Annotated in this window: 12 protein-coding genes and 1 pseudogene; 6 read left to right on the top strand and 7 right to left on the bottom strand. The window is 67.6% G+C overall.

What is annotated here, in order from left to right:
- Positions 1–9: 9 nt before the first annotated feature.
- Genes JL100_RS30870 through JL100_RS30860 form a run of 3 tightly spaced genes read left to right on the top strand, consistent with a single transcriptional unit; the run spans position 10 to position 2,095 of the window.
- Positions 10–519, top strand: a complete 510-nt coding sequence (locus tag JL100_RS30870) for a c-type cytochrome (RefSeq protein WP_202683153.1) — start codon at positions 10–12, stop codon at positions 517–519.
- A gap of 20 nt (positions 520–539) precedes the next feature.
- A complete protein-coding gene (locus JL100_RS30865) occupies positions 540–1,463 on the top strand; it encodes a dioxygenase family protein (protein WP_202683152.1) in 924 nt (307 codons plus the stop codon).
- Positions 1,460–2,095 carry a lysozyme inhibitor LprI family protein gene (locus tag JL100_RS30860; protein ID WP_202683151.1) on the top strand — a complete coding sequence of 212 codons (636 nt, stop codon included), beginning with the start codon at positions 1,460–1,462 and terminating at the stop codon, positions 2,093–2,095. Before JL100_RS30865 ends, JL100_RS30860 begins: the two co-directional genes overlap by 4 nt.
- 15 nt (positions 2,096–2,110) lie before the next feature.
- Here the strand turns inward: JL100_RS30860 and JL100_RS30855 are convergent, their stop codons facing one another.
- The 3 genes from JL100_RS30855 to JL100_RS30845 form a co-directional block, all read right to left on the bottom strand.
- Positions 2,111–2,368 carry a hypothetical protein gene (locus JL100_RS30855; protein WP_202683150.1) on the bottom strand — a complete coding sequence of 86 codons (258 nt, stop codon included), beginning with the start codon at positions 2,366–2,368 and terminating at the stop codon, positions 2,111–2,113.
- Positions 2,369–2,524: 156 nt separating this feature from the next.
- Entirely contained in the window at positions 2,525–4,690 is a 2,166-nt protein-coding gene (locus JL100_RS30850; RefSeq protein ID WP_202683149.1) for a hypothetical protein, read from the bottom strand.
- Between the two features lie 286 nt (positions 4,691–4,976).
- Complete coding sequence (locus tag JL100_RS30845; protein ID WP_202683148.1) at positions 4,977–6,221, bottom strand: metal-dependent hydrolase family protein; 1,245 nt, start codon at positions 6,219–6,221, stop codon at positions 4,977–4,979.
- 128 nt (positions 6,222–6,349) lie between these two features.
- On the opposite strand from JL100_RS30845, the gene JL100_RS30840 reads away from it, so the two are divergent.
- Positions 6,350–7,759, top strand: a complete 1,410-nt coding sequence (locus JL100_RS30840; protein ID WP_202683147.1) for a sodium:solute symporter family protein — start codon at positions 6,350–6,352, stop codon at positions 7,757–7,759.
- Between the two features lie 139 nt (positions 7,760–7,898).
- Here JL100_RS30840 and JL100_RS30835 read toward each other — a convergent pair whose 3' ends face one another.
- A complete protein-coding gene (locus JL100_RS30835; protein ID WP_202683146.1) occupies positions 7,899–8,426 on the bottom strand; it encodes a nuclear transport factor 2 family protein in 528 nt (175 codons plus the stop codon).
- 36 nt (positions 8,427–8,462) lie between these two features.
- Positions 8,463–9,524 (bottom strand): aldo/keto reductase, encoded by a 1,062-nt coding sequence (locus JL100_RS30830; protein ID WP_202683145.1) that lies wholly within the window; start codon positions 9,522–9,524, stop codon positions 8,463–8,465.
- A 100-nt stretch (positions 9,525–9,624) separates the two neighbouring features.
- Between JL100_RS30830 and JL100_RS30825 the strand changes: the two genes are divergently transcribed.
- Positions 9,625–10,539 (top strand): LysR family transcriptional regulator, encoded by a 915-nt coding sequence (locus tag JL100_RS30825; protein WP_202683144.1) that lies wholly within the window; start codon positions 9,625–9,627, stop codon positions 10,537–10,539.
- A 153-nt stretch (positions 10,540–10,692) separates the two neighbouring features.
- On the opposite strand, the gene JL100_RS30815 is transcribed toward JL100_RS30825, so the two are convergent.
- Positions 10,693–11,313 (bottom strand): molybdopterin cofactor-binding domain-containing protein, encoded by a 621-nt coding sequence (locus JL100_RS30815; protein ID WP_202683143.1) that lies wholly within the window; start codon positions 11,311–11,313, stop codon positions 10,693–10,695.
- On the opposite strand from JL100_RS30815, the pseudogene JL100_RS30810 reads away from it, so the two are divergent.
- Positions 11,229–11,690: pseudogene (locus tag JL100_RS30810) on the top strand (helix-turn-helix domain-containing protein); the annotation flags it as partial. The gene JL100_RS30815 and the pseudogene JL100_RS30810 sit on opposite strands and share 85 nt — an antisense overlap.
- 108 nt (positions 11,691–11,798) lie before the next feature.
- On the opposite strand, the gene JL100_RS30805 reads toward JL100_RS30810, so the two are convergent.
- On the bottom strand, positions 11,799–12,632 hold the full coding sequence (locus tag JL100_RS30805) for a DMT family transporter (RefSeq protein WP_228421673.1): 834 nt from the start codon (positions 12,630–12,632) through the stop codon (positions 11,799–11,801).
- Positions 12,633–12,682 lie beyond the last annotated feature (50 nt).

The following is a 12,682-nucleotide window of genomic DNA, read 5'->3' as shown; positions in this document are numbered from 1 at the left end:
TTTGGGAACATGCGCACGATCCTGACTGCCGGCGCCGCCGCCACCTCGCTGCTGCTCGGCGCGGCCCTCGTGACGACCTCGCCGACCGCCGCGGAGGAGACCGTGAAGCGAGGCGAGTATCTTGCCGCCATCATGGACTGCGGCGGCTGCCATACCACCGGGGCGCTGCTGGGGAAGCCCGATCCGCAGGGCCATCTCGGCGGTTCCGATGTGGGATTCCAGGTCCCGGGGCTCGGGACCTTCTACCCGCCCAACCTGACCCCGGAGCCGGAAACCGGCCTGGGCAACTGGAGCGAGGCCGATATCGTCAAGGCGGTGCGCACCGGCGTCCGCCCGGACGGCCGCGTCCTGGCCCCGGTGATGCCCTACCACAGCTACGGGAAGCTCACCGACGCCGATGCCCGGGCCCTGGCAACCTATCTCAGGAGCCTCAAGCCCGTTCAGCACAAGGTGCCGGATCTGGCCGGACCGTCCGAGAAGCCGACGGCGCCCTATCTCGGCGTCATGATGCCCGGTTGACGGCCGCAATGGGGGACTTCATGACGGATCTCGACGGGAACTCCCTCACCCGGGAGGTGATCGACCGCTTCGCCCGCACCGGCGATCCGCGCCTGAGGGCCGTCATGGCCAGCCTCGTGCGCCACCTGCACGGCTTCGTGCGGGATGTCGAGCCCACCATCGGGGAATGGGAAGCGGCGATCGATTTTCTGGCCCGCGCCGGCCGCGCCTGCGCCGGGACGCGCCAGGAATACGCCCTGATGTCCGACGTGCTCGGCGTCACCATGCTGGTCGATTCCCTCAACCACCCGGTGGCCGGGGGCGCCACCGAGACCACCCCGCCCGGCCCCTTCTACGCCGCCGGCGCCCCGGAACTGCCGCTCGGCGCCGACATGGCCCGGGGGCAGCCGGGCGAGCGCCTCCACGTGGAAGGATCCGTGTCGTCGGCCGACGGGCGGCCGCTGGCCGGCGCCCTGGTCGATGTGTGGCAGGCCGACGAGAACGGCTATTACGACGTCCAGCGCCCCGAATTGACGGAACCGACGCTGCGGGCCTGCTTCCGCACCGACGGGCGGGGGCGCTTCGCCTTCCGGTCGATCCTGCCGTCCCACTACCCGATCCCGGCGGGCGGCCCCGTGGGCGAGCTGCTGAACGCCACCGGGCGCCATCCCTTCCGGCCGGCTCACATCCATTTCAGGATCGCGGCGGAGGGGCACGAGACGCTGGTCACCCAGCTCTTCCCGGCCGACGGTCCATACCTCGCCGACGACGTGGCGTTCGGCGTCAAGCCCTCCCTGGTCGTGGAGTGCCCGCCAGGCGCCCCCGGCGACGCCCCGGACGGGAGCGCCGGGCCGTGGCGGAGGCTCGCCTATGATTTCAAGCTGAAGGCTCGCGCCGCACCCGAGCGGACCGACGGGGAGCCGATATCCTCGAGGAAATCGACGGAAGAAAGGTCCTTGCGATGACTTGGCACCTCATCGGTCGCGGCCCCGATATCGGCCGGATCGTCCTTGGAACGGCGTTGCTGGCCGCGGGCTTCGGATCCGCCGGCGGAGCGGCGCATGCCCAGGCTCCGTCCTTTCCCTGCGCCAAGGCGGCGGCCGGCAGCATCGAGGAGATGGTCTGCGGCGACCGCGAACTGTCGGACCTCGACCGCCGGCTGGACGACGTCTATGCGCAGGCATCCCGGAAGGCGGCGAATGAGCATCCGCCGGTGTTGAAGGCGGAGCAGCGCGGCTGGATCAAGGGGCGCGACGACTGCTGGAAGAGCAGCGACAAGCGGGGTTGCGTGCGCGATTCCTACCGGCTCCGCATTGCCGAGCTGCAGGCGGAGTATCGCCTGGTTCCCGCCACTGCCCATACCGTCTTCGCCTGCAACGGCAACCCGCGGGATGAGCTCGCCGTGACGTTCTTCAGGACCGATCCTCCGACGTTGATCGCCGAGCGCGGGGACGGCGTCTCGTTGATGTACGGCCAGCCGGCCGGAGGGGCCACCAGTTACCGGGGCCGCAACGAGAGTTTCCGGGAGCAGGATGACACGGCTCTGGTGACGTGGGGATACGGTGAGCCGGAAATGCGCTGCGCGAGGCTGCCTTGAGGCAGCCGGAGCGTCTCAATGAGGAGCTTGGTACTCGGCCACGCCGGCATACCAGCTATAGTATGCGTCGCACACAAGGATGATGCCGATGATTCCGCCTATATGGATCAGGCTCGACAGAACGACATCCGAAGATGAAAGCAGGACGTAGCGGGCCATCGTCCTGTTAAGAAGACGTCGGGAGCGCAGGTAATAGACGATGACCCGCCGGTTAAGCCACGCCATCCAGGACAGGACAAGCAGAATTCCCAGATGCCAAAGATCCATATCCACGCTTGCTCCTCCCTGCTGCCTCTCGTGTCTCCGCCCTGCCGTGCGGCGGTTTCGATTCTGCGAAGCTGACGGCTTCCACTTGTCGATGCTTCCTCAGGTCACAATCCTTCACCAGATCGTTTTCTCCCGGCATCCGGTTGTGACACATCGGTAACATCATCGCCGCTCAAGCAGAGGCCGGGCCAGGCGCCTGCCGTTCCGGCCCCGGAACAGGCACCCGAGGGAGAGGGCGCCGGCCAGCCCGAGGGCCACGCCCGCGATCGCCAAGCCCGACCGAAGGCCGGCCGGGACATAGTCGAGGACCAGTTCGCCCCCCTCGCCCGGGGGGAGCACGACGGAGGGGAGGAGCCCGAGGACGGGCTCGACCTCGAGGGGGCGCCCGGCCAGGAAGGCGCGGTACCCGGGGTACCAGGCCCGCGCCCAGATGATCCGGCCGCCGCCGTGCCCCCGGTCCAGGTGATAGGACTCGCGGTCCGGCAGTCTCCCGACCAGCCGCAGCCGCATGTCCGGCGGCTGGACCGAAACGCTGCCCGGCCGCTCGGGAAGCGGTTCGCGCCTCACGAAGACGTCGCTGTGCTTCCCCGATCCGGCCCGCACCCAGGTCCCTCCGGCCGCGGAAGCGAACCTGTCGGCATGAAGCCCCCGCTGCGCGACCACGCGGTCGACGCGGGTGAGATCCAGGAGCGAAAGCCCGGTAACCCCGTCCGGGGACAGGATCCGCTTCGCGGCGTCCGGGCAGCTGGCCCCGATGTAGTCCATGCAGAAGGCCTGGCGCAGTCCCCGGGGGTCCAGGGCGGAGTAGCCGTTGATCGCCTCCACGTCATGGTGGAGCGGCGTGTTGCCCGGCATGATCTCGGACCAGAAGGCATCGTCCAGGGCCTTGCCGGAACCGAAGGACGCGTCGCGCCCGGGCGGCTGGTAAAGGGCGAGCCGCCGGACGCCCGGAGCCTCCGTGATGCCCGGCAGGGCTTGCCTCTCCACCGGCGGCGTCCATCGCGGCACCAGGTCGTTGTGGGGGAAGATCGACGTCAGATAGATGAAGACGGTGACATGCCCGATGACGGGAACGGCTATCCAGTAGTCCGGCCATGACCTCTGGAGTTGCCGGGTGAGCAGGACCAGCACGCAGATCCACGAGAGCAGGACCGCCTGGTCAAGGCCCAGGGTAGGTTGGTTGAACAGCCCCAGGACCAGGGGCACGGCGAAGGCAAGCGCAGTCCTGCCCGTTCCCCAGGCCGCGGCCCCCTGCCCGTCCCGCATGGTCCGGGTCATCAGCCATCCCGCCAGGACGGCGAGCGTGATGTGGTAGTAGGGCAGCAGCCGGAAGGGCCACCGGAAATACCAGCCGGCCCCGTACATGGACAGCAGCCCGAAGGCGGCCGCCACCAGGACCAGCCCGAGGCCGAGGCCTCCCCGCCTCTCCTTCAGGATCGCCCAGTTCGCATTGGCCAGGACGGGCAGGATGAACCAGGACACATAATGGATCGGCGGGGACGGCGAGATGCGGTCCACGCCGCCGAAAGTCTTCAGGACATTGGGAAAGACCGGAAGGCTGACGGCGGCGAGGGTCTCGAAATGCGCCGTCAGGACGCCCGCCGATGCGCCGTGGGAGCGCATCGAGGCGTCCAGGAGAAAGTACAGCAGGGGGAGAAACGCCGGGGCGGCGACGGCGCCCCCCAGGCCCATGGCGAGGACGACCCGGAGACAGGGCAGGAACCGGCCGGTCAGCGCGAGGCTCGTGGCAAGGCCGAGGCCGGCGCCAAGAATCAGGGCGATGGCCGTGTAGGGCCAGCCACTGACCAGGGCCAGGGCGGTCGCGACCGCCGCCGGTCCGACATGGAGGGTGCGGCGGTAGGCCAGCAGGAGGGCGGCCGACGCCCAGGGCAGCCAGGCGATGCCGACCAGGGCGTTCACCCATGCCTGGCCCCAATAGACCACCCACATGCCGGTGCCGCCGGCCAGTGCCGCGGCGACGGCTCCCGCCCGCGGGATGCCCAGCCCGCGGCACAGCGCGAAGATGCCGGCCGACAGCAGGCCGAGATGGAAGATCGAGAAGAAGGCCGCGGCTTGGTCAAGACGGCCGAAGCGATCCATCAGGACATAGAGCGAGACGGACACCGGGTTCCAGATCGCGTACTGGTATTCGGCGGAGATCGCCCCGCCGAGCCAGGACCGGCCGGTCACGAGCGGTATCTGCCATTCCTTCACCTGGCGGGCGATCTCCAGCATGACCGGCATGATCATCGTCTGGAAATCATCGGAGAAGTAAAAATAATTGTTTCCGAAAAACGGGACCGCCGCCATGCAGACCGTGACGGTCACGACGAATATCGCGGCACCCGTATCCGTCCACTCCTTTCGATGTATTGGACCGTGTCCGAGAATTGGACTTGCGCTTTCCGACATTCCATTCCGCATTTAGGCCAGTGTCCGAACCAGTGAGGGGCGAGCCCGGAGAATAAGGACTGCCCCGTTCCGTCAGGCAAGTGGATCAGTGCGTTCACCTGCTGATCGATCCGCGGGTCGGGATCGACGCGACGATTCGGCCGAAAGCGTACGGACGCGTCGGAGGATCCTGAAAGGCCGGCTCAAGCGGCGTCAAGCGGCGTCAAGCGGCCAGCGCATCCTTGTAGATCCTGCCGTTCTTCATCACGATCGCCAGATTGCGACCGTGATGCTCCAGCAGGTTGATGTCTTCAAGCGGGTTGCCATCGACCAGCAGGAGGTCGGCGAGCGCCCCCGCGCGGACCACCCCCAGCTCGCCTTCCCTCTGGACAAGGGCCGCGTTCACCGAAGTCGCCGAGATCAGGATCTCGGCGGCGCTCATGACCTCGCGCCGGATGGAGAACTCGGATGACTGGTGCTGGTGCATGTCGCCCAGCAGGTCGGTCCCGAATCCGGTCCTGACCCCCGCCCGGCGCAACACTTCGAGGGACTTGAGACCGGCGGACAGAACCACCTGAAGCTTGTCCAGGCTGACCTGCGGGAATCCCAAACCGGCGCCGAACCGGTTCAGCGCGTCGTAGGTCACCAGCGTCGGGACGACGAACGCTTCCTTCCGTGCCGCCAGCGTCGCGGTCGCCTCGTCGATCAGGTTGGCATGTTCGATGCTCCGGACGCCGTGGTTCAGGCAGCGCGTGATCGACTGGGGCGTGTAGGCGTGGGCCATCACGTATTTCCCCCAGGACTGCGCCTCCCACACGGCGGCCGCGATCTCCTCGTCGGAATATTGGAGATTGTCGATCGGATCGCTGGGCGAGGCGACGCCGCCGGACGCCATGATCTTGATCTGGGTGGCGCCGCGGCGCAGCTCCTCGCGCGCAGCCTTTCGCACCTCCGTGACCCCGTCCGCCACCTGGGCCAGGGCGGCGCCGCCGCGGCAGCACATGCACAGGCTGAGCGACGAGCCGTCCTCGTAGGACCGGAAGTCGCCGTGCCCTCCGGTCTGGGTCAGGGCACGGCCGGCGAAGAACAGGCGCGGCCCGTCGATCAGGCCATGCTCCGTCGCGAGCGCCAGCCCGTAGTCCGCCCCGCCGGCGTCCCGCAGGGAGGTGAAGCCGCGGTGAAGCGCCGCCTCGAGGAATCGGCGGGCATGCTGGGCCAGCAGCATCTTCGGCATGTTCTCGAGCTTGCCCAGGTCGGGATCGGCGGCGATCGCGTGGAAATGGGCATCGATCAGGCCCGGCATCAGGGTCTTGCCCTTCGCCTCGATGACGCGCGCGCCATCGACCCCGACCGGCCGGTCGGCGACCTCCTGGATCCGGTCGTTCTCCACGACGACGCTCATGCCGTCGCGAAGATCCGCGCTGGTCCCGTCGAACACGGTGCAATCCTTGAAAATCACGACGGACACGATGCTTCTCCGATTCCGGGAAAATCGGGCGGCCAGTGATGCCACCAAGTCCGATTCCAACGGTTTCGCTTTCGATAAGTTTCGAAATCGAGCGAAACCTTGGGGTGGCAATCCGGGAGATCCGAGACATGCAGATCGTAATCATCGCCGCGTACCTGCTCTTCGTGTGCGTGTTCGGCGTCTACATCATGCGCAAGCTGGTCAAGGACAGCGACGACTTCATGGTGGCCGGACGCAGCCTGTCCAAGGCCGTGCTGGCCGGCACGCTGCTGGCGACCTTCGTCGGATCCGGCACCATCGTCGGCGGCGCCAGCTTCGTATTCCAGTACGGTCCGTTCGCCGGGATCTTCTTCTTTCTCGGCACGCCGATCGGCGTGCTGATCCTGTATTTCTGGCTGGCCGACAAGGTCCGCGTCGCGGCGCGCTACACCGTGCCCGAGATCCTGGAGATCCGCTACGGCAAGGCGGCCCGCGCGGTCTCGGCGCTGATCATCCTCTTCGCCTTCATCGGGATCACCTCCTACCAGTTCATCGGCGGGGGCAAGGTCCTCCACATCACGACGGGCATCCCGGAGTGGCAGGCGACGCTGATCGCGGCGGCCATCATCATCTTCCTCGCCACGATCGGCGGCCTGGTGTCCGTAGCCTACACGGACTTCATCAGCGCCATCTTCATCCTGGTCTCGCTGATCGCCGCGGTGCCGCTGATCCTGTCGCAGACGGGCGGGCTGGACGGCATGATCGCGGCCCTTCCCGAGGCCAAGCAGACCATCACCGGCGGCCTCACCGTACCGCAGATGCTCGGCTACTTCCTGCCCTTGTTCCTGCTGCTGCTGGGCGACCAGAACGTCTACCAGCGGTTCTCCGCGGCGGAGAACCCGAGGACGGCCCGGGTCGCGGCGATCGGCTTCTTCGTGGGCTCGGTCCTGACCATCGGCATCATCCTGGTGCTCGCCGCCTCGGCCGCCGTCCTGCTGCCCGAGATCGACCCGGCCACGGCGGTGCTTTCGCTGGCGAACCAGAAACTGCCGGTCCTGCTGGGCGGCATGCTGCTGGCGGCGGCCGTCGCGATCATCATCACGACCGGCAATTCCTACCTGCTGTCGGCGTCCGCGAACGTGATGTACGACCTCCACGGCTCCCTGATGGGCAGGACGGTGGCGCCCGAGCGCCGGCTGATGTTCGACCGGCTGGCGGTCGTCGGGCTGGGAGTCCTGGCCTATGCGCTCGGCACCTTCTTCCCGACCATCCTGGCCCTGCAGATGTACTCATACACGATGTACGGCGCCGCCATCACCCCGGCCCTGCTGGCCGCCCTGGTCTGGCGCAAGGCGACGCCCGCGGGCGGCCTCTCGGCGATCCTGACCGGCGGCGTGGCGACCCTGGTGTGGGAACTGGCGCTCGGCAAGCCTCTGGGCTGGAACAGCGTGCTGTTCGCGCTGCCGTGCTCCGTCGCCGTCCTGGTGATCGTCAGCCTGGCGACGGCGACGCGGGAGAACGAGGAAAGGGCGACGCGGGCGATCGCCGGGGCCAAGTGACGGATTCCGGAGCATCGAAGCGGACCATCCTCCTGCGCAATCCCGACCATCCGTGCAACATGCCGGCAAGCGGGACGGCTCCGCCGTCCCGCTTGCCGGCGCCTGGGGATCACCCCGGAACCATGTCCGTCGATGCCGTTCACGGGCCGTTTGGTGGGGGAGGTGACGGGATTCGCCGCAGAACATCGTCATACGGGGCGAGATCGAGGAAGGCCGTCACCTCCACCGCCTTCCCATCGTCCATGCGCAGGATCCAGGCGTAGCGGTTGCTGTAGCCCCTGCCGTCGCGAGCAACGGCACTGCCTTCCCAATGGGCGATCACATGGTCGCCGTCCGCCCAGACGGTCGCGGCCGTCGGCCGCACCGGGGTGGAAAGCCGGGTCGTGAAGGGCAGGACGGCCTCCTCCAGGAAGGTCTCGCGGCCTTCGAAGACCCCGGCGCTCGGACCGGATCCCGCGATCCTCCAGACGACGTTTTCGTCTACGATCTCGTTGAAGAAGGATGTTCCGCCTGCCGCCCAGCGATCGAAGGCTTCCATGACGACGCGCCTGTTGTGGTCTTCCACCGTGCTCGCGCGGGTGCCGGCGATCGCCACGGTCGAACAGAGAGCCGAGAACATCGCGAAGGATACGCACCATGCCAATGCGGGATGTGCCGTGTGAGCCATTGCCTGCTCCTTGTTTCGATTGGATCGGATACCGCGTCAGCCTGGGCGGCCGACGGACGCGCCGCCGAAGATGAGTTGCCGGACCATCGGCCGGCCGACGAAGCGGGTGGGGAAGATCGGGTCCGGCGCGCTCGCCTGATCAAGCCGTTCGATATGATCGGGGGAAAGAGCCAGGTCGAGGGCGCCGAGATTGTCCTCCGCCTGCGCGAGCGTGCGCGCACCCATGATTGGCGAGGCAACCGCGGGATTCGCGAGGGTCCAGGCGATCGCCACCTGGGACGGGGTCGCCCCGATCTCCTCGGCGACGGCCCGCACCGCTTCGGCGATGCCGATCGACCGCTCATTGAGGTGCCCGGACGAGGCGATCACCCCCTTGCGTGTCTGCGACACGGCCGCATCGCGCGAGTCCTTGACATCGGACCGGGCATATTTGCCGGTCAGCACGCCGCCGCCGAGCGGCGACCAGGGGAGCACGCCCATGCCCAGCGCCTCCGCCATCGGGATGAGCTCATGCTCGACCGTGCGCTCGACCAGGCTGTACTCGATCTGGAGCGCCACGAAAGGCGACCAGCCGCGCAGATCGGCCATCGCCTGCATCTGGGCGACGCGCCAAGCCGGCGTGTTGCAGATTCCGGCATAGTGGATCTTGCCCGATTTGACGAGATCGTCGAGCCCGCGCATCACCTCGTCGGGCCGTGTCGTCATGTCCCAGGCGTGCAGGTACAGCAGGTCGATGCGGTCGGTGTCGAGCTGCCGCAGGCTCTGTTCCACCGAGCGCACCATGTTGAGCCGATGGTTGCCGCCGGAATTGGGGTTGCCTGGCTCCCGCGCCATGGTGAACTTGGTCGCGAGCACGATGCGGCCGCGCTTTTCCTTGATGAAACCGCCCGTGATGCGCTCGGAGGCACCCTCCGTGTAGTTCACCGCCGTATCGATGAAGTTGCCGCCGCGCTCGACATAAAGGTCGAAGATCCGGCGGGCTTCTCCCGCGTCGGCGCCCCAACCCCAGTCCTGGCCGAAAGTCATGGTACCGAGCGCCATCGGCGATACCCGGAGGCCGGAGCGGCCAAGAAGGCGGTAACTGTCCAGAGAAGTCATCGTCCCTGTCTCCCAAGTTTCGTCGGAGACACAGGTACATCGGGGCGATACGTGAGACAATTTGCCCAGTCCTGAACAGCTTGGTAAGAGCCGCTAACCAATGAGCACCGACCTGAACCTCGTTTCCGTCTTCCTGGCGGTCGCGGATGCCAGGAGTTTTCGCGCCGCAGCGGAGCGGATGGGCGTGACCCGTTCCGCGGTGAGCCAGGCGGTCCGGCGACTGGAGGATCGGCTGGGCGTGGCCCTTGTCCAGCGCACGACGCGCAGCGTCAGCCTCACCGAGGCCGGCGCCCAACTCCACCGCCGTATCGCCCCGGCCATCGCCGAAGTCGAGACCGCGCTCGACGCCGCCCGGGACCGTGAGGCGAAGCCGACGGGGCTGCTGCGGCTCGCGGTCTCCTCGATCGCCGAACGGTTCATCTCCGGCCCGCTGCTTTCGAGCTTCGCGGATGCTCATCCCGGCGTGCTGCTGGATGTCACCGTGACGGACGAGGAGTTCGACATCGTCGCGGAGGGTTATGATGCCGGCGTCCGGCTTGGCGAAGTGATCGAGCAGGACATGATCGCGGTGGCGGTCTCGGGTGACCAGCGCCAGCTGGTCGTCGCCGCTCCTTCATACCTGGAGCGCTTCGGCGCGCCGTCTCACCCGATCGAGCTTCCGCGATACTCCTGTATCGGCTGGCGCCCCGCACCGGGAATGGCGCCCTACCGTTGGGAATTCGAGGAGGATGGCCGGGAGTTCGACGTGGCGGTCAACCCGAGGATCACGACGAACGACATGTGGCTGATGGTGCGGACAGCATGCGCCGGAGGCGGCCTGACCTTCGGCATGGAGGAGACGTTCCGGCCGTATCTCGATCGGGGGGAACTGGTGCCGCTGCTGGAGGAATACTGCCCACCGTTCCAGGGCTTTTACCTCTACTTCGCGGACCGCCGGAATCTCCCGCCCAAGTTGCGCGCCCTGATCAATCACGTACGATACCGCGACGCCGGAGACTACAGCGGATTGCGTTAAGCCAGGGTCGGTTGCGAGCTTGATATCGCCCGGCAATGCCGGAGCAACGGTCCGGGTGCATCGCATCCAGCGCATGGCGCTGGAAAACCATGACAACCCCTACGACACCGTTGCCGGGCATTCTCCGGGCCGCGCGGTGTTCGTGCCGCCGCGTTAGACGGCTGTTCCCAGCGCCTCGGCCGAGACTGATCCGACCCGGCGCGACCGCCATATCCAGGTCATCGCGGCGCATGGCCGGATTGAGTGGCCGCGAACCTTCTGCGATGGGACGGCCGGGGCAGAACGGGCGTTTTCGTCCGGCCCGGGCGCGCCGCGACCGTCCTGTCCGGCGGCGAGTTGCACATGGTGCCGGGTCTCGGCGCGATAGCCCGACACGGTGAAGCCCTGCTCCCGCGTCGGCACGAGCTTGACCGGCCTTCCGACGTGCCGCGCGGCGAGCGCGACCAGGGCGGTGCGCTGTGTCAGGAAGCCTTTGGCTCCGAACGCACCCCCGACATAGGTGCTGATGACGCGTATGCGTTCGGGGTCGATGCCGAGTTGCTCGGCGAGCCCGAACTTGACGCTGTTCACATACTGGCTCGGCTCATGGACGACCAGTCGGTCGCCCTCCCACATGCACTGGGTGGCGAAAAGCTCCATCGGGTTCTGGTGCTGCGGAGGCGTAGAGTAGCGGGCGTCGATCCTGACCGGTGCCGCGGCATACGCCGCTTCGAAGTCACCGACACTCACAGCCATGGATTCCAGCGCCTGCGCAGCGGCGCCGGGCGAGTCCATGCCGGGCACCGTTGATCAAGCGGGAGATCGTTTGGCGGTTGCTGCACACGGAGCACGGCCCGCTCCCCAGCCAGCTCGCTTTCGCCAACGGAAACGCCGCCCGGATCGGCCGGACGACGGCTTGGATCAGAGACAACTACGCTGCGGCGCTGAGCATTCCGGATCTCGCCGGGCGAGCGAGCATGAGCGTTCCAAGCTTCTACCGGCACTTCAAGGCGGTGACCTCCATGTCGCCCGTCCAGTTCCAGAAGCGGGTCCGGCTGCAGGAAGCGCGCCGGGGACTTTCGGGATCCAGCACCATCTCGGCTGTGGCCTATGATGTCGGCTACGAGAGCCTGTCGCAGTTCAATCCCGACTATCGCCGCCTGTTCAACCTGACGCCGAGCGATGATGCTGCGACGCTTCGCGCCACCCTCAGGCGCGAGCTCGGCCAGCCCCGCCAACTGCTTCGGCCTGACACTCGCGGTATCTGCGACCTCCCTTGCTTATGGCCCCTGCCGGGCCGCCTTCCGTTCCTGCCGGAGCAGCAGGAGGAGCGACGCGAGGATCACCCCGCCGCCGATGAAGACCTCGACCTCCACCGGCTCGCCGAACAAGGCGAGGCCGAGGAACACGGCGAGAGGCAGCCGGATGAAGTCCACCAGGATGAGGAGCGACGCGTCGGCGAGCTTCATCGCGCGGGCGAAGGCGAACTGGGCGGCGAGGCCCCCCGCCCCCTGCACCGCGAGGAGCAGGAGGCTGCCGATCGACGGCGTTGTCCAGACCGGCAGGCAGAGCAGGAACGCCACGGGCACCGTCACCAGCAGGTTGAACAGCACGATCCGGAGCGCGGGCTCGCGCGAGGAGGAGACCTTCATCAGGAGGGCCACCCCCGCCAGCCCGACCGCCGCGCCCAGCGCCAGGAACGCTCCCGTGCCGACCGGCACCGTATCCGGGCGCAGGACGATCCAGACCCCGCCGAAGCCGGCGGCGAGCGCCAGCAGGCGCAGCGGGCGCGGGCGCTCGCCCAGGAACAGCAGGGAGCCGAGCGAGACGAACAGGGGCGTGGTGAAGGCCACGGCGATCGCCACCGACAGGGGCAGCAGGGTCACCGCGTAGAAGTAAGCGACCAGCGCCGCGAGCTTCATCACCGCCCGCAGGCAATGGACCGGCCACATCGAGGAGCGGAAGGGATTGGGGCCGATCCGCCGCAGAAAGAACGCGAGGAAGAGCAGGCTGAAAAGGTTGCGGAAGAAGACGATCCCGAAGGGATGGACCTCTTGCGCGACGAGACGGACGATCACCGCGTCGAACGCGCCCACGGCCGAGTTGACCGCCATGAAGAGCGCGCCGGCGATCACCGGCGGCAGCCAGGCGGCGGCTCCGGTCC

This window comes from Skermanella mucosa (assembly GCF_016765655.2).
Lineage (GTDB): Bacteria > Pseudomonadota > Alphaproteobacteria > Azospirillales > Azospirillaceae > Skermanella > Skermanella mucosa.
This window is presented reverse-complemented; position numbering and strand designations above follow the sequence as displayed.

Excerpts from the sequence above, each read along its gene's own strand:
- JL100_RS30870 (WP_202683153.1), top strand. The coding sequence starts at position 10 with ATGCGCACGATCCTGACTGCCGGCGCCGCCGCCACCTCGCTGCTGCTC.
- JL100_RS30865 (WP_202683152.1), top strand. The coding sequence starts at position 540 with ATGACGGATCTCGACGGGAACTCCCTCACCCGGGAGGTGATCGACCGC.
- JL100_RS30860 (WP_202683151.1), top strand. The coding sequence starts at position 1,460 with ATGACTTGGCACCTCATCGGTCGCGGCCCCGATATCGGCCGGATCGTC.
- JL100_RS30840 (WP_202683147.1), top strand. The coding sequence starts at position 6,350 with ATGCAGATCGTAATCATCGCCGCGTACCTGCTCTTCGTGTGCGTGTTC.
- JL100_RS30835 (WP_202683146.1), bottom strand. The coding sequence starts at position 8,426 with ATGGCTCACACGGCACATCCCGCATTGGCATGGTGCGTATCCTTCGCG.
- JL100_RS30830 (WP_202683145.1), bottom strand. The coding sequence starts at position 9,524 with ATGACTTCTCTGGACAGTTACCGCCTTCTTGGCCGCTCCGGCCTCCGG.
- JL100_RS30825 (WP_202683144.1), top strand. The coding sequence starts at position 9,625 with ATGAGCACCGACCTGAACCTCGTTTCCGTCTTCCTGGCGGTCGCGGAT.
- JL100_RS30815 (WP_202683143.1), bottom strand. The coding sequence starts at position 11,313 with ATGGACTCGCCCGGCGCCGCTGCGCAGGCGCTGGAATCCATGGCTGTG.
- JL100_RS30805 (WP_228421673.1), bottom strand. The coding sequence starts at position 12,632 with ATGGCGGTCAACTCGGCCGTGGGCGCGTTCGACGCGGTGATCGTCCGT.